Origin of the sequence: Gemella haemolysans (assembly GCF_901873445.1) — a bacterium.
GTDB lineage: Bacteria > Bacillota > Bacilli > Staphylococcales > Gemellaceae > Gemella > Gemella haemolysans_C.
In genome coordinates this window covers 51,015-77,454 of the sequence record NZ_CABFLN010000064.1, presented here as the reverse complement: position 1 = coordinate 77,454, position 26,440 = coordinate 51,015, and the positions used below count along the sequence as shown (strand labels likewise).

General features: G+C 30.2%; 20 protein-coding genes and 1 riboswitch. Of the genes, 18 read left to right on the top strand and 2 right to left on the bottom strand.

Translation table 11 applies throughout. From position 1 onward, the window contains the following. Positions 1–126: 126 nt before the first annotated feature. The 16 genes from JX287_RS07755 to JX287_RS07685 all read left to right on the top strand — a co-directional run bounded on the left by JX287_RS07755 (position 127) and on the right by JX287_RS07685 (position 20,191). Complete coding sequence (locus JX287_RS07755; protein WP_239650371.1) at positions 127–1,488, top strand: LPXTG cell wall anchor domain-containing protein; 1,362 nt, start codon at positions 127–129, stop codon at positions 1,486–1,488. A gap of 313 nt (positions 1,489–1,801) precedes the next feature. Beyond that, on the top strand, positions 1,802–2,632 hold the full coding sequence (locus JX287_RS07750) for an alpha/beta hydrolase (protein ID WP_204644316.1): 831 nt from the start codon (positions 1,802–1,804) through the stop codon (positions 2,630–2,632). Between the two features lie 32 nt (positions 2,633–2,664). After that, a complete protein-coding gene (locus tag JX287_RS07745; RefSeq protein WP_204644315.1) occupies positions 2,665–3,405 on the top strand; it encodes an esterase family protein in 741 nt (246 codons plus the stop codon). 24 nt (positions 3,406–3,429) lie between these two features. Then, on the top strand, positions 3,430–4,593 hold the full coding sequence (locus JX287_RS07740; protein ID WP_204644314.1) for an ATP-grasp domain-containing protein: 1,164 nt from the start codon (positions 3,430–3,432) through the stop codon (positions 4,591–4,593). A 177-nt stretch (positions 4,594–4,770) separates the two neighbouring features. After that, the gene (locus JX287_RS07735; RefSeq protein WP_204644313.1) at positions 4,771–6,717 is read left to right on the top strand and encodes a fructose-1,6-bisphosphatase; all 1,947 of its coding nucleotides are present in this window, start codon (positions 4,771–4,773) and stop codon (positions 6,715–6,717) included. Between the two features lie 411 nt (positions 6,718–7,128). Further along, positions 7,129–7,307, top strand: a riboswitch (Lysine riboswitch). A gap of 86 nt (positions 7,308–7,393) precedes the next feature. After that, positions 7,394–8,890: an amino acid permease gene (locus JX287_RS07730; RefSeq protein WP_204644312.1), complete on the top strand. Its 1,497-nt coding sequence runs from the start codon at positions 7,394–7,396 to the stop codon at positions 8,888–8,890. A 244-nt stretch (positions 8,891–9,134) separates the two neighbouring features. After that, entirely contained in the window at positions 9,135–11,312 is a 2,178-nt protein-coding gene (locus JX287_RS07725) for a RelA/SpoT family protein (protein WP_239650370.1), read from the top strand. Positions 11,313–11,320: 8 nt separating this feature from the next. After that, positions 11,321–11,773: a D-aminoacyl-tRNA deacylase gene (dtd, locus tag JX287_RS07720; protein ID WP_204644311.1), complete on the top strand. Its 453-nt coding sequence runs from the start codon at positions 11,321–11,323 to the stop codon at positions 11,771–11,773. Between the two features lies 1 nt (position 11,774). After that, positions 11,775–13,220, top strand: coding sequence for an N-acetylmuramoyl-L-alanine amidase (locus JX287_RS07715; RefSeq protein WP_204644310.1), 1,446 nt, complete (start codon positions 11,775–11,777; stop codon positions 13,218–13,220). Between the two features lie 155 nt (positions 13,221–13,375). Then, positions 13,376–13,840, top strand: coding sequence for a MarR family winged helix-turn-helix transcriptional regulator (locus JX287_RS07710; protein WP_204644309.1), 465 nt, complete (start codon positions 13,376–13,378; stop codon positions 13,838–13,840). Further along, positions 13,827–15,980, top strand: a complete 2,154-nt coding sequence (locus JX287_RS07705; RefSeq protein ID WP_204644308.1) for an ABC transporter ATP-binding protein — start codon at positions 13,827–13,829, stop codon at positions 15,978–15,980. The genes JX287_RS07710 and JX287_RS07705 overlap by 14 nt, the downstream gene beginning before the upstream one ends. Next, positions 15,973–17,763 (top strand): ABC transporter ATP-binding protein, encoded by a 1,791-nt coding sequence (locus JX287_RS07700; protein ID WP_204644307.1) that lies wholly within the window; start codon positions 15,973–15,975, stop codon positions 17,761–17,763. Before JX287_RS07705 ends, JX287_RS07700 begins: the two co-directional genes overlap by 8 nt. 141 nt (positions 17,764–17,904) lie before the next feature. Continuing rightward, positions 17,905–18,141 (top strand): MarR family winged helix-turn-helix transcriptional regulator, encoded by a 237-nt coding sequence (locus tag JX287_RS09070; RefSeq protein ID WP_345770912.1) that lies wholly within the window; start codon positions 17,905–17,907, stop codon positions 18,139–18,141. Further along, positions 18,131–18,313, top strand: coding sequence for a MarR family winged helix-turn-helix transcriptional regulator (locus JX287_RS09065; RefSeq protein WP_345770911.1), 183 nt, complete (start codon positions 18,131–18,133; stop codon positions 18,311–18,313). The genes JX287_RS09070 and JX287_RS09065 overlap by 11 nt, the downstream gene beginning before the upstream one ends. Before the next feature lie 62 nt (positions 18,314–18,375). Further along, a complete protein-coding gene (locus JX287_RS07690) occupies positions 18,376–19,422 on the top strand; it encodes an LLM class flavin-dependent oxidoreductase (protein ID WP_204644306.1) in 1,047 nt (348 codons plus the stop codon). An 85-nt stretch (positions 19,423–19,507) separates the two neighbouring features. Continuing rightward, a complete protein-coding gene (locus tag JX287_RS07685) occupies positions 19,508–20,191 on the top strand; it encodes a YjjG family noncanonical pyrimidine nucleotidase (protein WP_204644305.1) in 684 nt (227 codons plus the stop codon). A 43-nt stretch (positions 20,192–20,234) separates the two neighbouring features. On the opposite strand, the gene JX287_RS07680 is transcribed toward JX287_RS07685, so the two are convergent. Then, positions 20,235–21,140, bottom strand: a complete 906-nt coding sequence (locus tag JX287_RS07680; protein ID WP_204644304.1) for a cation diffusion facilitator family transporter — start codon at positions 21,138–21,140, stop codon at positions 20,235–20,237. Positions 21,141–21,310: 170 nt separating this feature from the next. Between JX287_RS07680 and JX287_RS07675 the strand changes: the two genes are divergently transcribed. Continuing rightward, positions 21,311–21,958 (top strand): GDSL-type esterase/lipase family protein, encoded by a 648-nt coding sequence (locus JX287_RS07675; RefSeq protein ID WP_204644303.1) that lies wholly within the window; start codon positions 21,311–21,313, stop codon positions 21,956–21,958. A gap of 1,181 nt (positions 21,959–23,139) precedes the next feature. Here JX287_RS07675 and JX287_RS07670 read toward each other — a convergent pair. Beyond that, the gene (locus JX287_RS07670; RefSeq protein WP_204644302.1) at positions 23,140–24,453 is read right to left on the bottom strand and encodes an APC family permease; all 1,314 of its coding nucleotides are present in this window, start codon (positions 24,451–24,453) and stop codon (positions 23,140–23,142) included. Between the two features lie 361 nt (positions 24,454–24,814). On the opposite strand from JX287_RS07670, the gene lysS reads away from it, so the two are divergent. Beyond that, complete coding sequence (gene lysS, locus JX287_RS07665) at positions 24,815–26,314, top strand: lysine--tRNA ligase (protein WP_204644301.1); 1,500 nt, start codon at positions 24,815–24,817, stop codon at positions 26,312–26,314. Positions 26,315–26,440 lie beyond the last annotated feature (126 nt).

Below are 26,440 nucleotides of genomic sequence, written 5' to 3'. Positions count from 1 at the left end.
GATTGATTTTTTTTTTTTTTTTGATATAATAATGGCTAGAAAAGTATAAAAGATAATTATTTTTTTAAAATTAAATAAAAAATTATAATTTAATTATAAAAGAGATAATTTATGGAGGTATATATAATGAACAAAAATACAAAAAGAGTTTTATCGGTAATAACGACTGCAAGTTTAGCAGGAGTACTTGGTGGGGTAGCTCCAGCAGTAGCTCCGTCAGCGCTTAATTTAAATGGTGGGGTGGTTCACGCTGCTGAAAAAACTCACAAAGTAACGATTCACTATGATTTTTACGACGATCCAATGAGTCCATTCAGTAGCAGTAGTAGTAGCAAAGTAGTTGACGTTACTCCTAACCAACCATTGTCAGATCATATCCCAGAAACATTCCCTGGTGGATATGTATTCGCTGGTGCAGTAGTAAATAGGGGTGGCAGTGAAGGTACATCTCTAAACAGTCGTAACGATCTTTTTGGCGACTGGACTAATTTCTATGTCACATACCCTAGAAGAAGCAATGGATCTAGAACTAACCCTAGCAACGCTGGTACTAACAATAATGAAAAACCTCACAAAGTAACGATCCACTACAGTCTTTCCAACGGTTATCATCCAGTAGAATCGCCTAGTAGCGAAGTATTTTATGTTACTCCTAACCAACCATTGTCAGATCATATCCCAGAAACATTGCCTGGTGGATATGTATTTACTGGCGCAAGTGCATTTGTTGAAGGCAGTGAAGGTGTAACCCTAAGCTCACGTAACGATCTTTTTGGTAACGAGACTACTTTCTATGCCCGCTACTTTCCTAAAAGCAATGGATCTAGAACTAACCCTAGCAACGCTGGCACTAACAACAACGCTAGTACAGAAGTGAAACCAAACAATGGTAACACTAACTCTGGTAATAACAATTCTAATGTAGCTACACCTGAAAGCAAAATAAGTCCATCTGACAATATTATAAATAATATATTTTCAAACGATGCTTTTGGAGTTAAAGTTACTTTAACTGATAAAACAACTGCAACAAAACTTTCTGCAACTCCTGTAGAAGATAAAGCCTTAGCAAGTTCAGTTCTAGAAAAATTAAACTTACCTGCAGACAATCAAATCAGAATATTAGATTTAAAACTTCTAGACAAAGACAATCACGTAGTTAATTCAAATGCAAAACGTACAGTTGCCATTGTCTTAAAAGAAGATGAAAAAGATGTAGCCGTTTATCACATAAAAGATAACGGAGAGTTAAAATTAATAGACTCTACTACAAAAGATGGTGTTGTAACATTTGAAATAGATCACTTCAGTAAATTCGCAATAGTATCTAATAAATCTAAACAAACTTCATCAAATATCAACAATTCAAAATCAGGAGAACATTTAGCTAAAACTGGTCTATCAAATAATAATTTAGCTTCATTAGCTGCTATCGGACTAGTATTAAGCGGTGTACTAATATTAGGAAGAAGAAAAAATAGAAAATAATATTATTTCTAAACAATATTTATTAAATTAATTCTAAGAGAGGCAATTTTGAAAACATACTTCTAAATTGGGTTCTTTATCAAGTACGGTTGATTTTGAAAATTAGGAGGAAGCTATGCTATATTAAGTAGTATAGCTTTTTTCCTATTTTTTCGTTTTGTCTATTATTTAAGTATAAACATCTTGTTAGTATGAAAAATAATATGAAAATATTAATTTTCAGAAAAATTACATAAAATTACACTCAATTAATTGATTTTATGTGAGAAATATTGTAGAATTATAGCTATAATAATTTAAAAGGAAAAAATTAATGAATAGAGATGCGTATTTTTATTTAGAGATGAAAGAGCATGAGTTGAAAGTTCCTTATACGGGGAAAAATCGTCGTATTAGAGTTCTTTTGCCAAAAGGGTATGCTCAAGATGAACATAAACATTATCCAGTAGTTTATATGAATGATGGTCAAAATGTTTTTTATAGTGGAGAATCTTTTAGTGGACACTCATGGAAAGTAATTCCGGCGATAAAAAGAAACCCAGATATGCCAAAAATGATAATAGTTGGTATTGATAATGATAATGAAGGAAGAATGAATGAATATGCACCTTGGAAATTCTCAAGTTTACCTATATTAAATTTCGGTTTAACATTAGGTGGATTAGGATCTGAGTATGCAGACTTTTTTGTAAATGTTGTTAAACCATTTATTGATAGTACATATCGTACAAAACCACAGCGTGAATACACAGCGATGATTGGTAGTTCTTTAGGAGCTAATATTTCACAATATATAGGATTAGAACACAAAGATGTAGTAGGATGTCTAGGAGTATTTTCATCAGCAAACTGGTTAAATAAACCTGAATTTGATAGATATATATCAAAACATAAAGTTTCTGATCAGAGAGTATATATTGAAGTAGGAACAAATGAAGGTGATGATACAGATAAACAATTGGCAAATGGTAATTTAAAACAACTATATATAGATGCAAGTTTAGACTACTATAGACAACTAATTGATGCTGGTTTATTGACTAGCGAGATTAAGTTAAATGTAGTAGCTAATGGTGAACATAGTGAAGAATGTTGGGCTAAATATTTACCCGAATGTTTAAGGTTTATTAGTGAAAACTGGTAAGAGTATTTTATAGAAAATGGAGGTTATTTAATTTGAATATAGAGAATTTAAGCCATTATAGTGGAAACTTAGGAAGAGAAATGGTTCTTAATAGATATGGACATGCTGGATTACCGATTGTTGTATTTCCATCATCTGGAGGAACACACAATGAGTATTATGATTTTGGTATGATACATGCTTGTGAAAGATTTATCAATGAAGGGAAAGTGCAATTTTTTACATTATCAAGTGTCGATAGTGAATCATGGTTATGTGATTGGAAAAATGGCCATGACAGAGCATTAGCACATACACAATATGAAAAGTATGTAATTGAAGAAGCCATACCATTTATTAAGCATAAAACAGGTTGGTTTGGTCAAATGATGGCTACAGGTTGTAGTATGGGAGGATATCATTCGTTTAATATCTTCTTACAGCATCCAGATGTATTTGGAAAAGTCATTGCTCTAAGTGGAGTTTATGATGCCAGATTTTTCGTAGGTGAATATGGTAATGATGAGTTAATCTACAGAAATTCACCTAGTGATAATATTTGGAATCAAAATGATGGATGGTTTATAGATAACTACAGAAATGCGGATATTATTGTTTGTACTGGTTTAGGACCATGGGAACAAGATGGTCTGCCATCATTTTATAGTTTGAAAAAAGCATTTGAAGAGAAAAATATTCCAGCATGGTTTGATGTTTGGGGCGACGATGTTGCACACGACTGGTCTTGGTGGAGAATCCAAATGCCATACTTTTTAGATAAATTAAATTTATAATAATAAGAAGAGGAGAAAGTATTTATGAATTACATAGTTATATCACCATATTACCCACACAATTTCCAAAAGTTTTCTATAGAATTAAAGAATCAAGGAATAAATGTACTAGGAATTGGAGAAGAACCATACGAACAACTTGATCAAAGACTAAAAGAAGCTCTAACTGAATATTTTAGAGTTAATAGTTTAGATGATGTTGATGAAGTTAAACGTGCAGTAGCGTTTTTATACCACAAACATGGTCATATTGATAGAATAGAATCGCAAAATGAGCACTGGATGGAACTTGATGCTGCTTTACGTACTCAGTTTAATGTATTTGGTTTAAAAGAACACGACCTTAAGAAAACAAAACATAAATCAGAGATGAAAAAATACTTTGAAAAAGCTGGAGTACCCGTTGTACCAGGTTTCTTAGTGAAAAAAGTAGGAGACATCGAAAAAGGTGTGAAGAAATTGAAACTTCCATTAATTGCTAAACCTGATAATGGAGTAGGAGCTTCTGCAACTTATAAACTTAAAGATAAGAAAGATGTAGAAAACTTTAAAAAAGAATGGGATGGTACTACTCACTATTTCTTAGAACCTTTCGTTGATAATTCTGACATTGTAACTTTTGATGGATTAGTAGATGCTAAAGGGAATATCGTATTTTATACAAGTATAGTTTACTATCACACTCCATTAGATTTACTGAATAACAATACTCTAGATTGGGTTTATTACATTGATAAAGATTTAGATCCGAAATTAGTAGAGTATGGTAAAAAATCTGTTAAAGCTTTTGGAATGAAAGAACGATTCTTCCATATTGAATTCTTTAAAACTAAAGATGATTATATTGCAATAGAGTATAATAACCGTCCAGCAGGAGCGTTTGCTGTAGATGTTTATAACTTTGCACATTCAACAGATTATTTCAGATTATATGCTGAGGTGGTTAATGGAACATTTAATGGTTTAAATGTTGATGAAAAATATGGGTTAGCTTCAACACGTCGTGATTATAAAGATTATGTACATTCTGATGAAGAAATTAGAGAAAAATATCAAGATAAACTGAAAGCTGTTCTAAGAATGCCAGAAGCTTTTGCTGAACTTCAAGGAAACACAATGTATGTTCTTGTAGCTGATACACTTGAAGAAATGAAAGAAATGGAAAGATTTGTAGGGAAGTTAAAGTAGAATAAAATATATAACATAGAAATTAACTCGAAGTTGATTTCTATGTTTTTTTGTAAAACTATTCTATTAATATACATTATTAAGTTTCAAATTACGAAATAATGTGTAATAATACTTGAATTATATTTGGAAGTATGTTAAGCTTTAACTGAAAAAAGTTAAAAAAAGGAGATCAACATGAATATATCTAGGGAACATTTAGAATTATTATCTCAAAATTTTAAAAATATAGATGAAACTACAAAGGAGATAATAAACTTAGAAGCAATACTAACATTACCTAAAGGAACAGAACATTTTTTAAGTGATATTCACGGAGAATATGAAGCCTTTGATCACATTTTGAGAAATGGCTCAGGTATTATTAAAGAAAAACTTAAAGAAGTGTTTGGAAACAGACTACCTAAAAAAGATTTGAACTTACTGGCTACTGTAATTTATTATCCAGAAGAAAAATTAAATCTTTTAAGAAAAGAATTTGATGTATGCGATTATAAAGAATTCCAAAAAATAATTCTTCTTCGTCTATTAGAGGTAACCCAGGTAGCTGCAAGAAAGTATACAAGATCTAAAGTAAGAAAAATTTTACCAAAGGATTTTAAATATATTATTGAAGAATTACTGTACAAAATGCAAAGTAGTGATAAAAATGACTACTATGATAGAATACTCGAAAATATAATTGAATTAGGTTCAGGGGATAAGTTTATTATTGAATTATCATTAAGTATACATAAGTTAATAATAGATCATTTACACATAGTAGGTGATATTTATGATAGAGGTCCGTTTCCTGATAAAATAATGGATAGATTGCTGAATTATCATTCGCTTGATATTCAATGGGGAAATCATGATATGCTTTGGATAGGAGCTTATCTTGGGGATAGAATATCATTAGCAAATGTTATAAGAATATGTGCGAGATATGATAATTTGGACATTATTGAAGATAGATACGGAATTCCACTTAGAAATTTATTAAATTTTAGTGAAACATATTATAAAGATGATAATTGTAAAGAGTTTTTACCAAAACTATCTAAAAATGATGAGTTAAAATATAGTGAACATGAAATTATGCAAATAGCGAGAATGCATAAAGCTATGGCAATAATTCAATTTAAACTAGAAAAACAAATTATTGACAAACATCCAGAATTTAAATTGCAAAGACGTGCTTTACTAGATAAGATAAACTTTAAAAAAGAAACAGTAAAAGTTAACGGTAAAGAATACCCATTAACTTCATGTAATTTTCCAACGGTTGATGAAAAAGATCCATATCTATTAACTGATGAAGAAGAAAAGATTATTAATAGATTAAAAGAATCATTCATAACAAGTGAAAAATTAAAAAAACATGTTGAATTATTCATTAACAAAGGTGGCATGTATTGTTGCTATAATGGCAATCTATTGTTACATGGTTGTATGCCGGTTGACGAGAAAGGTAACTTCCAGGAATTTTCTTATGGAGGTCATAAATATTCTGGAAAAAAATTATTAGACTTTTTTGATAAAAAAATTCGCAGTATTTTTTATTGTGATTGTAGAGAAGATAATGGTTTATTCTTCTATCTTTGGCAAGGACAATATTCTCCACTATTTGGAAAATGCGATATGACAACTTTTGAGAGATATTTTATCGAGGATAAGGCTACTCATGAGGAAGTGAAAAATGCTTATTACAAACTTAGAGATAATGAAGAATTTTGCATTAAGTTATTAAATGAGTTTGGTCTAACTAGCGAGGGGCATATAATAAATGGACATACACCAGTTAAAGAAACAAAAGGAGAAAATCCAATAAAAGCTAATGGTAGAACAATAGTTATCGATGGTGGGATGTCTAGAGCATATCATAAAACAACTGGACACGGTGGATATACGCTAACTTATAACTCTTATGGTTTGCAAATAATGAGTCATGACATATTCCAAAGTAAAGAAGAATCAATCAAAAATGAGACAGATATAATTTCAACTAAGAGAGTAGTAGATAAATTATGTAGAAAAAAAGTAGCTGACACAGATAGCGGTGCAAGAATAAAAAAACAAATTGAATTATTAAAAATTTTATTGGAAGAATATCGCCAAGGTACGGTTTGTGAAAGATATTAGTTAATATAAATTGATATTCTGAGTTTCTTTGTATTTAAGGGGGAGATAAATGATGAAGATTTTATTAAATATACTAGAGATTTTAATAATACTAGGAATAATAACAAACTATAAACTATTGAAAAAATGAAAAGAAGAAAAAGAGAAGGATGATTAATTAGTCAATTGTTTATCAAATTGATAAATATAAAAAGATACTTGTAAGCATTGCAAAAATAAGGAGGTTTTGATCTCCTTATTTTTGATAGAATATTAGATATAGATATAATACTATTACTTTTATTTTATGAGGAACATAAAACATATTCAATAATTCAATTAAATTTTTAGAAAAATTAAAATTTTTGTTGACAACAGTAAAAAAGTATATTATACTAATAAACAGTTAATTGAATATGTACCTCACAAAATAAGTGAGGTAGAGGTTGCGATTTTTATCAGTAGAGTAATTGAAAGTGTAGGGCTTGACGATATTACTTGAAAGGAAACATCGCCGAAATGATATTAATCCTATGTTAATATTGTTGGGTCTATACTGAACGAAGTATAGGACTGTCATAGTCGCGAGGCTATGTTGCGCTACTAATATCTTGTTTTGGAGAGATAATGTGAAGTATAACTCCGTGCAAATATGGTAGAAGTTATGCTTTTTTATTTTATCAAGGAGGTTTTTATTATGACAAACAACAGCAATAACAACAATGCAACAGAAGTAAGAAGAAATTTACGATCACGTCATATTAGTATGATTGCTATCGGTGGATGTATCGGTAGTGGATTATTCATGACGAGTGGTCAAGCGATTCAAAGTGCGGGACCTGGGGGGGCTATCGTAGCTTATCTTTGTATCGGACTTATGGTATATTTCTTAATGACATCATTAGGAGAAATGGCAACATATCTACCTACATCAGGGTCATTCAGTACATATGCTACACGTTATGTGGATCCTTCATTAGGATTTGCTTTAGGATGGAACTATTGGTTTAACTGGGTAATTACAGTAGCAGCCGACGTAGAGTTATCTGCACTAGCAATTAGCTACTGGGAGCCTATGCGAGTACTTCCTCATTGGGCCTGGAGCTTATTATTCCTAGTTATTATTATCGCTTTAAATTCACTTAGTGTTAAAGTTTATGGTGAAAGTGAATACTGGTTCGCACTTATTAAAGTAGTAGTAGTAATCATCTTCTTAGTAGTTGGATGTTTAACTATCTTCGGTATTTTAGGTGGAGAATACATTGGATTCAAAAATTTAACAATTGGTGATGCACCATTCGTTGGAGAAGATTCTTCGTTATCAGGACAAATTCTTGCTACACTTGGAGTATTCTTAATCGCTGGATATTCATTCCAAGGTACTGAGTTAATCGGTATTACTGCTGGAGAAAGTGAAAATCCAGAGAAAAGTATTCCTAAAGCTGTAAAACAAGTATTCTGGAGAATTTTAATCTTCTACGTACTAGCAATTTTAGTAATAGGATTATTAATTCCTTATACTTCACCAGATTTATTAGGTGCTGAAAGTGCTGAAGAAATTGCTAAATCACCATTTACAATCGTCTTTAAAAATGCTGGATTTGCTTTAGCGGCAAGTGTCATGAATGCAGTAATCTTAACATCAATTCTATCAGCTGGTAATTCAGGTATGTATGCATCAACAAGAATGCTTTATGCAATGAGTAAAGAAAAACTTGCGTATCCAATTTTTGGTCGTGTTACTAAATATGGAACACCGGTTATTTCATTAATCGCAACAGCTGTAGTAGTATTCTTAATCTTCTTAATCCAACTTACAAGTGCTAATGCGTATACTTATATCGTTGCGGCTAGTGGATTAACTGGATTTATCGCTTGGTTAGGTATTGCATTAAGTCACTATAGATTTAGAAGAGCTTATATTGCTCAAGGTAAAGATTTAAATAATCTTAAATATAGAGCAAAATGGTTCCCAGTTGGTCCAATTATCGCTTTAGTATTATGTATCATCGTTATTATCGGGCAAGATACAGAGCTTATCACTAAAGGTGTTGTAAACTGGAGCGGAATGTTAACAACATATATGGGAGTTCCGATTTTCTTATTCTTCTATCTATATCACAAAATTAGATATAAAACAAAACTAATTCCTTTAGATAAAGTTGATCTATCTCAAGATGTAGATACTAAATAATATATGAAAAAGTTCTAGTTCGTGTTGAACTAGAATTTTTTTGTTTATAAAGTAAAAAGATACATTATAATTTTATTGTCGAGAATTTTTATCAATTGAATCAGTAATGTAGTTTTTAATAGCTAATTAAATAAATTATGAAAATCCTTTTAAATTGTAATATTTTTAGTTAAATCACGGGAAATTTTCTTGATTTTGTGGTATTATAAAGGATAGATTAAATTTTGATAGAGGAGGAATTTCTGTGAATCTTGAATATCCATATAGTTATGAAAATGTAGAAGATATGGCGAGTAAATATTTATCAGAAGAGCAAATAAAAACAATAAGACAAGCTTATGAATTTGCAAAAATTGCTCATGAAGGACAATTTAGAAAATCAGGGGAACCATATATATTACACCCAGTTCAAGTTGCAGGAATTTTAGTAGAACTTAAATTAGATTATGCAACAATTTGTGCCGGTTTTTTACATGATGTTGTAGAAGATACTAAGTATACGTTTGATGATATAAAAGAAACTTTTGGTGAAGATATAGCTGTAATAGTTGATGGTGTTACAAAATTAGATAAAGTTAAATTCCGCTCTAAAAAACAATCACAAGCCGAAAACCATAGAAAACTTTTCGTATCAATAGCGAAAGATTTACGTGTAATTTTTGTTAAACTTGCGGATAGACTTCATAATATGAGAACTATGAAATATATGAGAGAGGAAAAACAAAGAGAAATCTCAAGTGAAACGCTTGAAATTTATGCGCCTTTAGCTCATAGATTAGGGATTAGCTCTGTAAAATGGGAATTGGAGGACACATCACTTAGATATTTACACCCATCTCAATATTTCTCGATTGTAGGGATGATGAAACAAAAGAGAAGTGCTAGGGAAGAAAGCATAAAAGATGCTTGTTCAAGTATTACTTCGATTTTGGCAGAAAATAAAATTGAAGCGCAGGTAACAGGAAGACCAAAGCATATTTATAGCATTTATAAAAAAATGGTTAAGCAAAATAAAACTTTTGACCAAATATATGATTTGCTGGCTGTACGTGTCTTGGTTGATAGCGTAGCTGACTGTTATGCTACTTTAGGACTTGTAAATAATCTTTGGGTTCCTATTCCGGGAAGAATCAAAGACTATATTGCAATGCCAAAGCCTAATATGTATCAATCACTTCATACTACGGTTATAGCGCCAGATGGTCAAACCCTAGAAGTTCAAATTAGAACATATGAAATGCATGAAATTGCTGAAAAAGGGATTGCTGCGCACTGGGCATATAAAGAAGGTAAGAAGGTTAATAAAAACAATAACTTCTATGAAAAATTAAATTGGTTCCAAAAAATCGCTGAAAATGACGAAACTGAAGCAACTGCAGAAAGTTTCATGGAATCATTAAAAGTAGACTTATTAAGTGATAAAATCTATGTATTCACACCAAATAGTGATATTATAGAATTACCAAAAGGATCATGTATTGTGGACTTTGCCTATGCGATTCACTCGGAAGTAGGTAATAAAATGGTAGGGGCAACTGTAAATGATAAAATAGAGCCATTTGATTATGTATTGTCTACAGGGGAAATTTGTGATATACGTACTAGTAAAAATTCTACAGGACCGAAACGATCATGGCTAGAAATAGCTACCTCATCTCAAACTAAGTCAAAAATTAAAGCATTTTTCAAAAAAGCAGCACGTGAAGAAAACCTAGTTAAAGGTGAAATATTATTAAAAGACGAAATTAAAGCTAATAACTTAGATATTGATGAAGTGTTAACAGATGAAAATATTGCAGTTGCACTTAATAAATATAAATTTGCTAATCTTGAAGAAATGTATGTTGCTATTGGTTATGGTGGAATCACAGCTAATAAAGTATTTGCTCGATTAACTGAGAAAATTAGAAAAGAAAAGATGACTCAAGAAAAAATTGAGAAACTTTTCAATGCTGAAGAAACGAAAAAAATAGTAACTGAAACAGGTGTTTATGTAAAAGGCGTTGATAATATTCTTGTAAGATTATCAAAATGTTGTCAGCCGATACCTGGAGATGAAATAGTTGGATTTATTACAAAAGGTAGGGGGGTAACTGTGCATAGACATAACTGCCCAAACTTGAGTGAAGAAGACCATGCAAGATTATTGGACGTTGAGTGGGTAGACAGTCTAAATGCTCGACGTTATAGTGTAACTTTACAAATCCACGCGTTTGATAGGGATTTATTACTACAAAATGTGCTGTTAACATTAAGTGAAAGTAGGGTTGAGATTAAAAAACTTAATTCCGAATCAAAAGCTGATAAAACATGTGTTATAACGATAGGTATATATGTGAAAAATGTAAGTGAATGTGATTATATGATTAAAAAATTACGTCAACTTCAGGATGTATACAGCGTAGAAAGAATAGTTAAATAGGTGGATATATGAAAATTATATTACAGAAAGTAAAGAAAGCTAGTGTTAGTGTTGATAATAAAATTGTTGGGAGTATTGATAAGGGATTCTGCTTATTAGTTGGTGTCCATAAAGAATCAACTATAGATGATGCGAAGTATTTAGCTAAAAAAATAGCTCAAGCTCGTTTATTCGAAGATGATAATGATAAAATTAACCTAAGCTTAAAAGATGTAGGAGGAAGTATTTTATCAGTCTCACAATTTACATTATATGCTGATACTAAAAAGGGTAATAGACCAAGTTTTACAAGTGCTGCAGGAGCAGAAAAAGCTAACGAATTATATGAAAAATTTAATGAATATTTAAAAGAAGAGGGTGTAACAGTAGAGACTGGAATCTTCCAAACAATGATGGAAGTAAATATTGTAAATGATGGACCAGTGACTATTGTTTACGAAAAACTATCAGCAGGAAATTAATATGAGAATAAAAAGAAGAAATAAAAACGGAGTATTGTTAGTAATATTTGCATTATTATTAATATTGGTTGTAGGTGGAATAATAAACTTTATTGGTGAAAAGATGAATCCTTCAGCTAATGCTCAAAATAACATTACTATTTCAAAAGAAATAGAGCTTCGAACTGGTCCAGATGATACTTATCCAACGTTGAAAAAAGTAACAGCTGGTGATAATGTTGAAATGTTAAGTAAATCTGATACTTGGTATGAAATAAAAACAAACGATAGTTTTGTTGGTTGGGTACCAGGTTGGAGTATATTAGGAAGTGGACAAAAGAGTCCAGAAGACCAAAATAAAGAAAAATTGAAATCTTATACAATCTTATTAAATCCAGTAATTAAACAAGACGATGCTGTAGATTATAAAGGAGTACATGCTAAGACATATAATTTAAAAATAGCAAAACAATTAAAAGAATTATTGGAAAAAGATGGTATTAAGGTAATATTAACTAGAGATAATGATGATTCTTCTCCAACAAAGGAAGACATAACAAAGATTGCTGCAGAAAATTCAGTAGAAGTATTAATCGATATTGATACAGCTAATGATAATAATAAAGACACTTTTGGAGTAAAAGTATACTATGGAACCCAACAATCATCAATAGTAGCAAGAAGTATAGAAAAAAATCTGTCAGATCACTATTTATCAAGAGTTTCATCTTCTGAAAAACAAGGAAACTTTTCTCAACTTAGTGATAAATTACCACAGGTAAAAATTATTTCAGCGAATATTGCTAATAAGATTGATGTTGATTTACTAAATAATGAAATTGCTAATAAGCAGTATATAGATTCACTTAAAGAAGGTGTAGAAGGCTACTTATATTATCTAATAAATGTCGATAATTATAATGCGAAAAGAAAAGAACAACTTCTTAACTTACCTCAAAAAGGTCTTTCTGTTCCTATGTATTATATGAAACAAGATGCATATAAAAATATTTCATATGGATTAGATAGTAAGAAAACAATTGAAACCAATGGAGATGCTATTATCTCACTTGCTATGATTGCGAAGTATATAGGTAAAGATGAAGCAACTGTAGAAGAACTTGCGTCTTGGGCAGGAAATAAATACTATATTAAAAATCAAGGGACACAACCTACAATTGTCCCAGCTTTCGCAGATAAATATAATCTTAAGGTTGAAAGAGTTGAGACGGATAAATTAATCGAAAATATAGAGAGTGCCATAAAAGATAATAAGCCAGTTCTTGTTAGATTAAAATCTGGTGTATTTGGTGATAGAGTGACGTACAAAGTTATTAGAGGCTTTGAAGATGACAAATTCTATATAAATGATCCAAATGATGATGATGTAAAACTTACAAGTTATAATGGATTCACAGAAAATGATTTAAAAAATAATATTGCTCAAGCGTGGGTATTTAGTAAATAAAAATAAAGATTAACTTAGATAAGTTCTAGGTTAATCTTTTTTATTTAAATCAAAATTTTTATTGACTAAAAGCGTAAAATAAAATATAATAGTTAACATAGTTAACTAATTAGTTAATGTTGTGAACTAATTTATAAAATTAAAGGAGGTAGAAAATGAGTGAAAATGAAATATCATATCACGTAGCAATGGATATGATGGAAGAATTTAGATTGATAATGAAAAGATTTCATAAGAAAAGTGATGCACCGTATAGAAAACCTGAATTTCAAGCAATGTTATTTTTATCTTCAAAAGAAAAAATTACAATGCAAGAATTGGGAGAAGAGTTATGTGTGACAAAACCTAGGGTCACAGCTCTTGTTAGTGAGCTTTTAGAAAAAGATTTTGTGGTTCAAAGTACAGATGAAAAAGATAAAAGAAAAAAATATCTTAGTTTATCTGAAAAAGGAATCGAATGCATAGAATCACATAGAAAAGCGTATGAAGAATGGTTTCAATCTATCTGGAATAAATTTGATGCAAGGGAAAAAGAAGCGTTTGATATATTATTGTCTCGAGTAAATGAGATTTTTAGAGAAGAATTATCTGATAAGGAGGAAAACAATGAAACTAATTAAATATTTAAAAGGTTTCTTAGTACCGATGATATTTTTAGTTGTGATAATAGGAGTTCGTGTTGTAGCAGAGCTAGCACTTCCGACATATACAAGTAATATTGTCGATAAAGGTATTCAACAAAGTGGTATTCAAGATGCTGTACCGGAAAAAATAAGTGAAAAGTCATTTAGAGAGTTACAACTATTTATGACAGATGATGAAATCAAGAAAGTTACATCTAAATATACAAAAGATGGTGATGTTTATAAACTTGATAGTATTAATGAACAGGAACGAAGTGAATTAAATGACATATTAAAAAATACTATGACTGTTGTATCTGGTGCAAAATCTGAAAACTTAGATTTAGATAAGGTTGCAGAAGGTGTCAAACTAGGATTAGTCAAGAAAGATAGCTTAATTGAACAAAAGCAAAAATCAATAAGTGATTTAGGTAGTTCAGCAGATATGATTACAAAACAGGCCGGTATTCGTTATGTAAAAGAAGAATATAGAAATAATGTAGGTATCGACACTAACGAAATTAGAAAAAATTACCTTAAAGAAGTTGGAATCATGATGATAATCGTGACATTTATTTCTGGAATTGGAAGTATTATTTCGAATTTTATAGCGAGTAGAATTTCTTCGAAGATAGCGTATAACTTGCGTGAGAAATTGTATAACAAGGTACTATCATTTTCTAAACAAGATATTGATAAATTTTCAACAGCTTCACTAATTACAAGAAGTACAAATGATATTCAACAAATTCAAAATGCTTTAAATATGATGTTATTTATCGCAATCTATGCACCTATGATGGCAGTATACGGAGTTTACAAAGTTACACAAACAGATACAGGTATGACTTGGATAATCGCATTAGGTGTAGGTATTCTAGGGTTAACAATAGGAATAATCTCATTCTTAGTAATGCCTAAATTCAAAATTATGCAGAAATTAATAGATAGAGTTAACTTAGTGACTCGCGAAGCATTAACTGGTATTTCTGTAATCCGAGTTTTTGGACGTGAAAAATACGAAGAAGAAAGATTTAATAAAGAAAATACTGTTCTTAAAAATGAACAACTTTTTATCAATAGAACATTGTCAGCGCTTATGCCAATGATTATATTAATAATGAATGGAATTGCATTATTAATAATTTGGGTTGGTGGAAAAAATATAGATTCTGGTAGTATTCAAGTTGGAGATATGATGGCATTTATTACATATACAATGCAAATAGTAATGTCATTCTTATTCTTCACATTCTTAATGATGCAATTACCTCGTGCAGAAGTTGCAGCAGGACGTATTAATGAAGTACTGGAAACAGAGGTTACTGTCGTAGATAGTAAACATATTGATGATAGTAAGCTTCAAGACGTGAAGGGTACATTAAAATTTGATAATGTTAGCTTTACATTTGATGGTGCTGATAGTCCAGTATTAAGTAATATTAGTTTTGAAGCAGAAGCAGGAAAAACTACAGCAATTATAGGAAGTACGGGTAGTGGTAAATCTACATTGCTTCATTTGATTCCTAGATATTTCGATGCTAGTGAAGGTGAAATTTCAATTGATGGAGTCAATATTAGAGATATAAGTTTAAGTAAATTAAGAGATACTTTAGGATTTGTTCCTCAAAAAGGAGTATTATTTAGTGGTAATATTGAATCAAATATTAAATTTGCTGATGAAAATATTTCTGATGAACAAATGAGAAAAGCTGCTGAAATTGCTCAAGCAATAGAATTTATCAATGAAAAAGAAGATAAATTTAATAGTGAGATTTCACAAGGTGGATCAAATGTTTCTGGTGGACAAAAACAACGTCTTTCAATTGCTCGTGCGTTGGCGAAAAATCCTAAGATACTTCTTTTCGATGATAGTTTTTCAGCACTAGACTATAAAACAGATGTTAAATTAAGGAAAACTTTAAGAGAAGAAATGGCTGGTGTAACTACTATAATAGTTGCCCAACGTATCGCAACAATTTTAAATGCAGATAAGATTATCGTAATGAATGAAGGTAAAATAGTTGGAATCGGAAAACACCAAGAACTTCTAGAAACTTGTCCAACATATTTAGAAATTGCAGAAAGCCAACTTAGTGAAGAAGAATTACAAAAAGGAGGTAAACATCATGGCTAAAGATCAAAAAATAGAAAAAGCTAATAACTTTTCTGGAACATTAAAAAGAATTATCAAATTGATGTTTACACAGTATAAACTTTCAAGCATATTGATTGTATTCTTTGCATTAGCTAGTACTGTATTTGGTATAGTAGGGCCTAAGATTATGGGGAAAGCAACTACTGAACTTTTTGAAGGGTTAGTAGCTAAGATTAGTAATGAAGGTAGTATCAACTTCGAGAAAATAGCAGGGATTTTACTTACTGTATTAGGTTTATATATACTTTCATCATTATTCATGTTTATTCAAGGTTGGTTGATGAGTAATATTTCTCAACAAATGACTTATGATATTCGTAAAGATATAAGTAAGAAAATAAATACTTTACCTGTTGGATACTTTGAACAACGTACAGTAGGTGAAACTTTATCACGTGTAACAAATGACGTGGACACATTAGGTCAATCACTTAACCAAAGTTTTACACAAATAATTTCTAATACTGCAACGGTTTTAGGGGTATTGGTAATGATGTTTACAATAAGTCCTTTAATGACGCTTATTGCGTTAGCTTTAATCCCTATTTCGGGAATCCTATTAGGCGTTATAACAAAATGGAGTCAAAAATATTTCAGAAGCCAACAAAAAATGCTTTCTGATGTGAATGGGCAAGTAGAAGAAAGTTTCTCAGGTCAGAATATTATTGCTGCATTTAACTATAAAGAAAAAAGTGTAAAAGAGTTCAATGATAAAAATAAACAATTATATACATCATCATGGAAAGCAAACTTCTTCTCAGGATTAATGTTCCCTGTGATTAACTTTGTTGGTAACCTAGGTTATGTTGGTATTGTTTTCTCAGGTGGATTATTAGTTTCTAAAGGAACTATTGGCGTAGGTGATATTCAAGCCTTTATCCAATATATAAGAAACTTCACTCAGCCAATTGGTCAAATAGCACAGTCTATGTCAGAAATTCAAAAGATGGCTGCGGCTGGAGAAAGAGTTTTTGAGTTCTTAGATGCTAAAGATGAAGAAGATGCAGAAGTACTTGAAACAGTTACTAATAAAGAGGGTAATGTTGTATTTGATAAAGTTAAATTCGGCTATGTAGAAGATCAGATTATTATTAAAAACTTTACTAGTGATGTTAAAAAAGGTGAAATGATTGCTATTGTAGGACCTACAGGAGCAGGTAAAACAACAATGGTTAAATTACTTATGAGATTCTATGATATCAACGGTGGAAATATTTATATTGATGGGAAAGATATTTCTAAATTAGATAGAGCTGAGCTTCGTTCTTACTTTACAATGGTACTACAAGATACATGGTTATTTAAAGGAACAATAATGGAAAACCTTCGTTATGGTCGTTTGGATGCTACAGATGAAGAAGTAATAGAAGCGGCTAAAGCGGCTCACATTCATCACTTTATTAAAACTTTACCGGGTGGATATGATATGGAATTAAATGAAGATGCTTCAAATATCTCGCAAGGACAGAAACAATTATTAACAATTGCTCGTGCAATACTTGCTGATAAGCCTATATTAATTCTTGATGAAGCAACCTCAAGTGTAGATACACGTACAGAAGTACTAATTCAAAAAGCTATGAATAAACTTATGGAAGGGCGTACTACATTCGTAATAGCCCACCGTTTATCAACAATTAGAAATGCAGATAAAATACTGGTATTAAAAGATGGAGACATTATCGAACAAGGTAACCATGACGAATTAGTAGAACAAAAAGGTTTCTATTCAGAATTATATCAAAGTCAATTTGCAGAATAAAATTAAAGGCATTTAGAGATTTCTCTCTAGATGTCTTTTAATATTATTTCTTTGACAATATAAAGTTAATGAAGTATAACTATCTCATATTCGAGATAATTGTGAGGGGAATAAGTATATAATAAAAGTAGGAGAAGCCTTATGAATAATGAGTTTAAAGCTATTATTGGAATTATGAGAGCGAGTAATTTATTAATAGATGATTTGAAGAAAACTTTAAAAAATTATCCAATTAATGCTACTGAATTTGCTGTTATGGAATTTTTATATAGTAAAGGTGAGAAAAATATTCAAGAAATACGAGATAGAATATTACTTGCTAGCGGTAGTGCAACATATGTTGTTGATAACCTTGAGAAAAAAGGATATGTTATATAGAAAGCTTAGTCAAAAGGACAAAAGAGTAACTTATATTAAGTTGACTCAAGCAGGTGAGAGTTTAATGGATGATATTTTCCCTACATATAAAATAAATACTAAAAAGATTTTTGATGATTTAACTGAAGAAGAATTAAATACATTGACAGAAATACTAAAGAAAATTAATTAAAAATTGTTTTCTTGTTTTATAATATAATATCTTGAAATTGAGATAATATAGGAGGACATAAAATGATAGAGTTAGGAATTAGTACATTTGGTGAAACTACAGAAATTGAAGGAACAGGAATAACACCTGCACATGATGAACGTATTAGAGATATGATAGAAGAAATGAAACTTGCTGATGAAGTTGGTTTAGATCTTTACGCAATCGGTGAGCATCATAGAGAAGATTTTGCAGTATCAGCACCAGAAATTTTATTAGCAGCTGGTGCTGCTGTTACAAAAAATATAAAATTAAGTTCAGCAGTAACAGTATTATCATCATCGGACCCAGTAAGAGTTTATCAACAATATGCAACAATCGATGCTATTTCTAAAGGTAGAGCAGAAGTAATGGTAGGTCGCGGTTCATTTACAGAATCATTTCCGTTGTTCGGTTATGATTTAGGTGATTATGAAGAATTGTTTGATGAAAAATTAGCGATGTTAGAGAAAATTAAAGATAATGAAATGTTAACATGGGAAGGAAAATATACACAAAAGGTAGAAAATAAGGGAGTGTATCCGAGAAGTGTTCAAGAAGATTTTCCAATTTGGGTAGCGACAGGAGGAAATACGGAGTCTACTATTAAAATAGCTCAAAAAGGATTACCTATAGCTTATGCAATAATAGGAGGTCAATATAAAGCTTTCAAAGGTTTAATAGATTATTATAGGGCTATAGGACGTAATGCAGGTCATAGTAACGATAAGTTAAAAGTTGCTTCACATTCTTGGGGATTTGTAGCTGATACGGATGAAGAAGCGATTAAAAAATATTTCCATCCAACAAAACAAGTAGTTGATGCAATTTTAAAAGATAGACCATTTTGGAGGCCTCTTACTTTCGAACAATATTTAAATAGCGTAGGGCCAGATGGATCTATGTTGGTAGGTAGTCCAGAAACAGTTGCCAATAAACTTATTGATATGATAGAAACATTAGGATTAGATAGATTTATGCTACATCTACCTCTTGGGTCTATGCCACATGAAGATATAATGAAAGCTATAAAACTATTTGGAGAAGAAGTAGCTCCACGAGTTCGAGAACATTTTAAGAATAAAAAATAAATTTTATGAGATAAATAAAGCTATATTTTCAAAAAAGTATTCTCTGTGTTATAATGATTAAATAATACACAAATGGAGTGAAACGATGATTTTAGATAAGTATAAGTATTTATTATTTGATTTAGATGATACATTGTTAGATTTTGGTAAAGCACAAGTTATAGCTTTTAAAAAATTATTAGAAGATGAGAATATAGAATATAATAATGAGTTGTTTGAACAATACGAAACGATAAATAAATCTCTATGGAGAAGTTTTGAACGTGGAGAAATATCGAATAAAGAAGTTACAAGTGAAAGATTTATAAGATTTTTTAAGTTATTTGATAGAAAAGTTGATGGTAATGAAGTAGATAATAGATATAGAGGATATCTTGCTGAAGGAAATCAACTTTTTGATGGAATAATTGAAATGTTAGAGAAGTTAACATCAACTCATAAATTATATGTAGCTTCTAATGGAATTGGAATTACTCAACATACAAGACTAAAAAATAATAATCTTAATAAATATTTTGAGAGAATTTTTATTTCCGAAGAAATTGGTAGCAAAAAGCCAGATAAAGAATTTTTTGATATTATCTTAAAAGAAATAGATGTAGAAAATAAGGATGAAGTTTTAATGATAGGGGATACTCTTACATCGGATATACTAGGTGCTAATAATGCCGGGATAGACAGTTGTTTAGTAGATATTCATAAAATTTCTAATCCAGAGATAGTACCTACGTATAAAATAGAGAAAACTATAGATTTATTGAAATTATAAAAAGGAGTCTAAGTTGATATTTATTCAACTTAGGCTCCTTCTTTTATAAACTATGATCGTTGTATTTAATATTTTCTAAAGCAATAAAACAGTGTTCAATATCGTATTGTTCTTTAAGAAGAATTTTTACATTTTCTACTATTATATAATCTTTAGCAGTATTATACTCATCTAAAAGGATATGCATTGCTGCGTTAATTTCATTTGTATCTGTATGCCAAATATGAAACTCATGAATATCTGCAATACCTTCTATCTCTTTAATCTTATTGTAAATTTCTTCAGTATCTAAAGTAGTAGCTTCCATTAAAATTACAAATGATGATTTTGTAATTTTATATCCACCTTTGAAAAGAATTATACTGATTATAATACTCATAATAACATCAACAATTTGATAGTTTGTAAAGTAAATAATTGTAGATGAAATTATAATTCCGATTGAACTGATTAAATCACCAAGGAAATGCCATAAAGCACTTTGGATATTAAGATTGTCTTCTTCTTTTAAACTTTTTGTTAAAATTATCGTTACTACAATATTAAAGATTAAACCTATTGTTGAAATTATCAGCATAGATTTGAAATCAATATCTTTCGGATTGAAGAATCTCATAAATCCTTCGAAAATTAAATAAATAGAAATACCAACTAGCATTAAACCATTAATAAAGGCGGCTAGTACTTCTAATCTCACAAAACCAAAAGTGTATTTTTTATTTGGCTTTTTTGAACTGAATAGTAAGGCTATTAAACTGAATCCTAATGCAATAACATCAGAAAACATATGGAATGAATCACCTAATAGTGCTAATGAATTAGATAGAAGTCCTCCGATATATTCTAATAATGCAAAACTTATTGTTAAAATTAATGTTGTATAAAGTACTTTTTTTGAGTATGCTTGAATTTTATAATGTTTTTTATGATGGAAATTTGTTTGTATCATTTTGTCCTCCTTAAATTATAATATTGTTATTATAATTTAAGAGAGAGGATATTACAAAAATACTGCACTGATAACAATTATTAGTACTTTTATCATCTGGCTCTATTGCATTTTTTATATTAGTTTGATAAAATTAAGAAGAATTTAGAAGAAAAAAGGTGGAGAAAATTATGCGTATTTTATGTATTGGGGATAGCAACACTTGGGGATATGTCCCAGGTGAGGATGGAGTAAGAACTGACAAACGTTGGACTAAATTACTAGCAGAATTTCGTCCTAATGATACTATTATAGAAGAAGCTCTTTGCGGAAGAACAGTTACTGCAAAAGATACAATTGTACCGGTTAGATGTGGTATTGATACACTACCAATTTTAATGTTAAGTCATGTACCTGTGGACTTGGTAATAATCATGTTAGGTACTAATGATTTGAAAAAACAATTTAATCCGAGTGCAAAACATATAGCAAGAGGAGTCGAAGAATATATTAAATATATAAGAAATCCACACTTAATCGCGGGATATAAAATTCCGAAAATTCTTGTCGTTTCACCAGTTCCTTTACGTGATGAAATAGTAGAAAGACAAAGCTTATTTGGGGAATTTGACGAAAATAGTTTAAAACAATCAAAATTCTTAGCTCAAACATTCAAAGAAGTAAGTGATAAATATGAAGTAGACTTCTTAAATGCGGGGCGTGTTGCAGAGACTTCATTAATTGACTGCATTCACTTAGATGAAAAAAATCATGAAAAATTAGCGAAGTATATTGCTAGTAAAGTTGCAGAAGTCTTGGATTACGAAGAAGCAAGATAAATAAAAAAGTAGTAAACTTTCTAACTTAGAGAGTTTACTACCTTTTTATTTTTTATATTGGTTAAAACATCGATTACTTATGATGCCACAAGCGTAACACGGTAGAAAGTATTTCCAGTCGTATTCTAAAACGAAAAATAAATTGATAAATATTAACTCTAATATTGTAAAATACATACCAATTATATACGTATTACCTGATTGTTTTGTTAAAGTTCTATCGATTGTTTTAAATATTTTTCGATAGACAGTTAATAAAAGAATAAATACTATACTAATTAATAAAATTATCTTTGCAGTAATATTTATTTTTAAATCACTTAACCACAAACTAATGGCTATAGTGTTAGTAATTATAAATAAATGAGTAGTTAAATGATAAAAATTTATATCTCTTACATGAATACTTCTAGAGATAAAGCTTGGGAATAGCTGACTTATCGTAAAAGCAAGAAATATAAACCAGTAACAATAATCTATAATTATTAAACATAATAATAAAGAAAGTGTACGACCTGTGTGAATATAACAGAATGGTTCTGTTAGTTTTTTTATCATTAGGTCTTTTTTATCAGTCAGAATATATTCGGTTATATGCTGGATACTTAATATTACTGATAGTAGGATTAATGTAGCAAGTATATATTTAATATTTAAAGAATTTCTCACTAGTAAATTCAATATAACAATTATTTGTGAAGTTAAAAAGAAGTAATTTATAAAACTATCTTTTCCGTATCTATTTAGATGAACAACTTCCAACAGCCAACTATTAAAGAAAATAATAAAAAGCAGTATAAAGTGAAAAAAGTCGTATATTGATTTATCTGAAAATAAATAATCTACTGAGAATTTACTTATTAATAAAGACAATGAAATTGTATAAAAGGACGTTAGAATGGTCTCTTTTTTTAAAATAAAATTCAAGATAAAGTTTCCTCCTTACTACTACAATAACCGTGATTTTGATAAAAAAATATTGAAGTTATCTGTTGCAAAATACTAGTTAGATAACTCCAATCTTCTTTACAAAGCGAAAGAAGTTATAATCATATTTTATCAAAAAAAAAATTGAATATCAATAAAATGAATGGACCTTAAAAGTCATTCATTATTAAAGAAAGTCTTTTAAGATCCATTTTCTAGTTTAGTTTTATTTTGATATATTTTATTTAGAATAGTTATTTTTTGAATTTTTTATGAGTTTCTGTGTAAAATACTAAACCAAGTAATGTAATAATAACACCACTTATAGCTAATGTAAATTGAGTAATAATAGCAGCAAGTACTATGTAAGCTCCACCTATTATAGAAATCCAAGGAACTATAGGGTAAAATGGGACTTTGTATGGACGTGGCATATTAGGTTCTCTTTTTCTAAGGACAAATACAGCGAAAAATGTCGCTATAAAGAAAATCCAAATTGTAAATAAAAGAAAATCTGTAAGAGTGTCAAATTCTCCTGTAAACATCATCGCAATAGTTAAAACTAAAGTTACTAAAGCTGAGAAATATGGAATTGAGAATCTATTTAGTTTGATCCAGAAGTTTTTAAATGGAATCTGATCTTTCATTGCCATTGCATAAGGAACGCGAATAGCGGTCATAGTAAAGCCATTCATAGTTCCATAAACACTAATCATAATACCAATAGTTATTATTTTCCCACCGTTTGGTCCAAATAATTTAGTAGCTACATCATTAGGAACATTACTGTTACCAGCTATTTGTTCCATAGGCATAGTAAGTAAATATGCTACATTGATAAGTAGATAAATTGCAGTTATTACTAGTAAACCATATAAAATTGCTCGTGGTAAATCTTTTTTTGGATTTTTCATTTCCCCAGCAATAGTTCCAACATTACTCCAACCATCATAACCATACATGGCAGCTAACATTGCAGCACCAAGAGCAGCTAGAGGTGTAGAACTAGATGATGAACTACTAGGAAAAAGTTCGATTGTTGTTGGTTTAGATTGTAATAATCCGAAAATAATAATTGCAATAATTGGTATAAGTTTACAAATTGTCGCTACAGTTTGAATGCGACCACTAGCCTTGCTACCAAGTAAATTTAATCCTGTCACAGTAGTAGCAGCACAAGCACCTATAAGAATTGAGTATTTTTTATCTACACCAAAAAGATTTAGAAATTGTGTTGAAAAAATAGCGGCAGCGGCAGCTATACTAGCAGGATAGTATATTACAGCTTGAGCCCATCCGAGTAAATATGATACTGTTTTACCATAAGCTTTTTCAACCCAAATTATCATGCCTCCGGTTTCCGGTATAGCAGCGGCAAGCTCAGCAGTAGTTAATCCTGCACAAATACTAATAATTCCTGCAAGAATCCATGCGAGTAAGCCGAGGTTAACATTTCCTGTAGTCTTATATATGACGGCTGCTTTGAAAAACACACCAGAACCAATTACTACACCAACTACTGTAGAAAATGCTCCAAAAAATCCAATTTCTTTTTTTAAATTTTCCAAAAGAATCTCCCCCTTATAACATGGAATATTTTTAAATAATATTTAGTTTTTAAAATGTTAACAGTAATTTTGCTTAATTATTTTCTAGGCGTACTCATTATATCTTATTTTTTATACCTAAACAATAGTTTTAGAAGGAAAATTTAACGAATTATGTCAGAAAATTTTACATTATAATTTCAATGAATAAAGAAAGTGAAATTTAGATGAAAATATATTAGAAGATTAATTCTAAATGTAAAATTTATTAGTTAAAAAAATAGTAAAATTCTTCTTAAAGATTTAACAAAATGGGTGAAAATGTGTTATAATAAGGAGTATCTGAATAAAATTACTAGATTATACTAGAAAGGAATTTAACATGACAGAAGAAATTAAAGTAGATGTACAAGATTTAAATGATCAAATGCTTGTTCGTCGTGAAAAAATGGAAGCTATGAGAGAAAGTGGTTTAGATCCATTTGGAACTAAATTTGAAAGAACTCATTTATCAAATGAAATCGTAGCTGAATATGATAAATTTAGTAAAGAAGAATTAGAAGAAAAAAATATTTCTGTAACAATTGCAGGACGTATTATGACAAAACGTGGTAAAGGTAAAGCAGGATTTGCGCACGTTCAAGATTTAGGTGGTCAAGTTCAAATTTATGTTCGTCAAGATAGAGTTGGAGATTCTTATGAATATTTCAAAACTCTTGACCTTGGTGATATCGTTGGCGTAACTGGAGTGTTATTTAAGACTAACGTAGGTGAATTATCTGTTAAAGCTGATAAATTTGAAATTTTAACAAAAGCACTACGTCCACTACCAGATAAATTCCACGGACTTAAAGACGTTGAAGAACGTTATAGAAGAAGATATGTAGACTTAATTATGAATGAAGAAAGTAAAGAAACATTTATTTTACGTTCTAAAATCATTCAAATCATGCGTAGTTACTTAAATGAACGTGGATACCTAGAAGTAGAAACTCCTATGATGCACTCAGTTGCCGGTGGAGCTGCTGCTCGTCCATTCGTGACTCACCACAATGCACTTGATATGCAATTATTCATGCGTATCGCACTTGAATTACCTTTAAAACGTTTAATCGTTGGTGGATTAGAAAAAGTATATGAAATCGGTCGTGCATTCCGTAACGAAGGTGTATCTACAAGACACAATCCAGAATTCACAATGATTGAATTATATGAAGCTTATGCAGATTACAATGATATTATGGATTTAACAGAATCTATGATTGCATACATCTGTAATGAAATTCATGGTACTACAAAAATTATGTACGGTGAAGATGAAATTGATTTAACACCAAAATGGCGTCGTGTACATATGGTAGATGCTATTAAAGAAGTAACAGGTGTTGACTTCTGGCCAGAAATGACAGATGAACAAGCTCATGCATTAGCTAAAGAACACAACGTTCCAGTTAGAAAAGATATGAAAGTTGGACACATTATTAATGAATTCTTCGAAACATTTGTAGAAGAAACATTAGTTCAACCGACATTCGTTTACGGTCATCCAGTAGAAGTATCTCCATTAGCTAAAACTAATACTGAAGATACAAGATTCACAGATCGTTTCGAGTTATTTATCGTTAGACGTGAACATGCGAACGCATTCAGTGAGTTAAACGACCCAATTGATCAAAAAGAAAGATTCTTAGCTCAAATGGATGAAAAAGATGCTGGTAACGAAGAAGTTTATGAAATGGATGAAGACTTCGTAGAAGCATTAGAGTACGGTATGCCTCCTACAGGTGGTTTAGGAATCGGAATTGATAGATTAGTTATGTTATTAACTAACTCAGCTTCAATCCGTGACGTGCTTCTGTTCCCATACATGAAACATAAATAAATTGATTATTGATTTATCAAAATCTATAAAAATATTATTTGTAATAACAAAAATTAAAACTCCCTAAAATTTAGGAAGCTTTAATAGAAAATTAAAGGGAGCTTAGTCTCCCTTTTATTATATAAA

Coding starts and splice junctions, on each gene's coding strand:
- JX287_RS07680 (WP_204644304.1), bottom strand. CDS start 21,140: ATGATACAAACAAATTTCCATCATAAAAAACATTATAAAATTCAAGCA.
- JX287_RS07750 (WP_204644316.1), top strand. CDS start 1,802: ATGAATAGAGATGCGTATTTTTATTTAGAGATGAAAGAGCATGAGTTG.
- JX287_RS07735 (WP_204644313.1), top strand. CDS start 4,771: ATGAATATATCTAGGGAACATTTAGAATTATTATCTCAAAATTTTAAA.
- lysS (WP_204644301.1), top strand. CDS start 24,815: ATGACAGAAGAAATTAAAGTAGATGTACAAGATTTAAATGATCAAATG.
- dtd (WP_204644311.1), top strand. CDS start 11,321: ATGAAAATTATATTACAGAAAGTAAAGAAAGCTAGTGTTAGTGTTGAT.
- JX287_RS07700 (WP_204644307.1), top strand. CDS start 15,973: ATGGCTAAAGATCAAAAAATAGAAAAAGCTAATAACTTTTCTGGAACA.
- JX287_RS07715 (WP_204644310.1), top strand. CDS start 11,775: ATGAGAATAAAAAGAAGAAATAAAAACGGAGTATTGTTAGTAATATTT.
- JX287_RS07730 (WP_204644312.1), top strand. CDS start 7,394: ATGACAAACAACAGCAATAACAACAATGCAACAGAAGTAAGAAGAAAT.
- JX287_RS07675 (WP_204644303.1), top strand. CDS start 21,311: ATGCGTATTTTATGTATTGGGGATAGCAACACTTGGGGATATGTCCCA.
- JX287_RS07685 (WP_204644305.1), top strand. CDS start 19,508: ATGATTTTAGATAAGTATAAGTATTTATTATTTGATTTAGATGATACA.
- JX287_RS09065 (WP_345770911.1), top strand. CDS start 18,131: ATGTTATATAGAAAGCTTAGTCAAAAGGACAAAAGAGTAACTTATATT.
- JX287_RS07705 (WP_204644308.1), top strand. CDS start 13,827: ATGAAACTAATTAAATATTTAAAAGGTTTCTTAGTACCGATGATATTT.
- JX287_RS07755 (WP_239650371.1), top strand. CDS start 127: ATGAACAAAAATACAAAAAGAGTTTTATCGGTAATAACGACTGCAAGT.
- JX287_RS07710 (WP_204644309.1), top strand. CDS start 13,376: ATGAGTGAAAATGAAATATCATATCACGTAGCAATGGATATGATGGAA.
- JX287_RS07690 (WP_204644306.1), top strand. CDS start 18,376: ATGATAGAGTTAGGAATTAGTACATTTGGTGAAACTACAGAAATTGAA.
- JX287_RS07740 (WP_204644314.1), top strand. CDS start 3,430: ATGAATTACATAGTTATATCACCATATTACCCACACAATTTCCAAAAG.
- JX287_RS09070 (WP_345770912.1), top strand. CDS start 17,905: ATGAATAATGAGTTTAAAGCTATTATTGGAATTATGAGAGCGAGTAAT.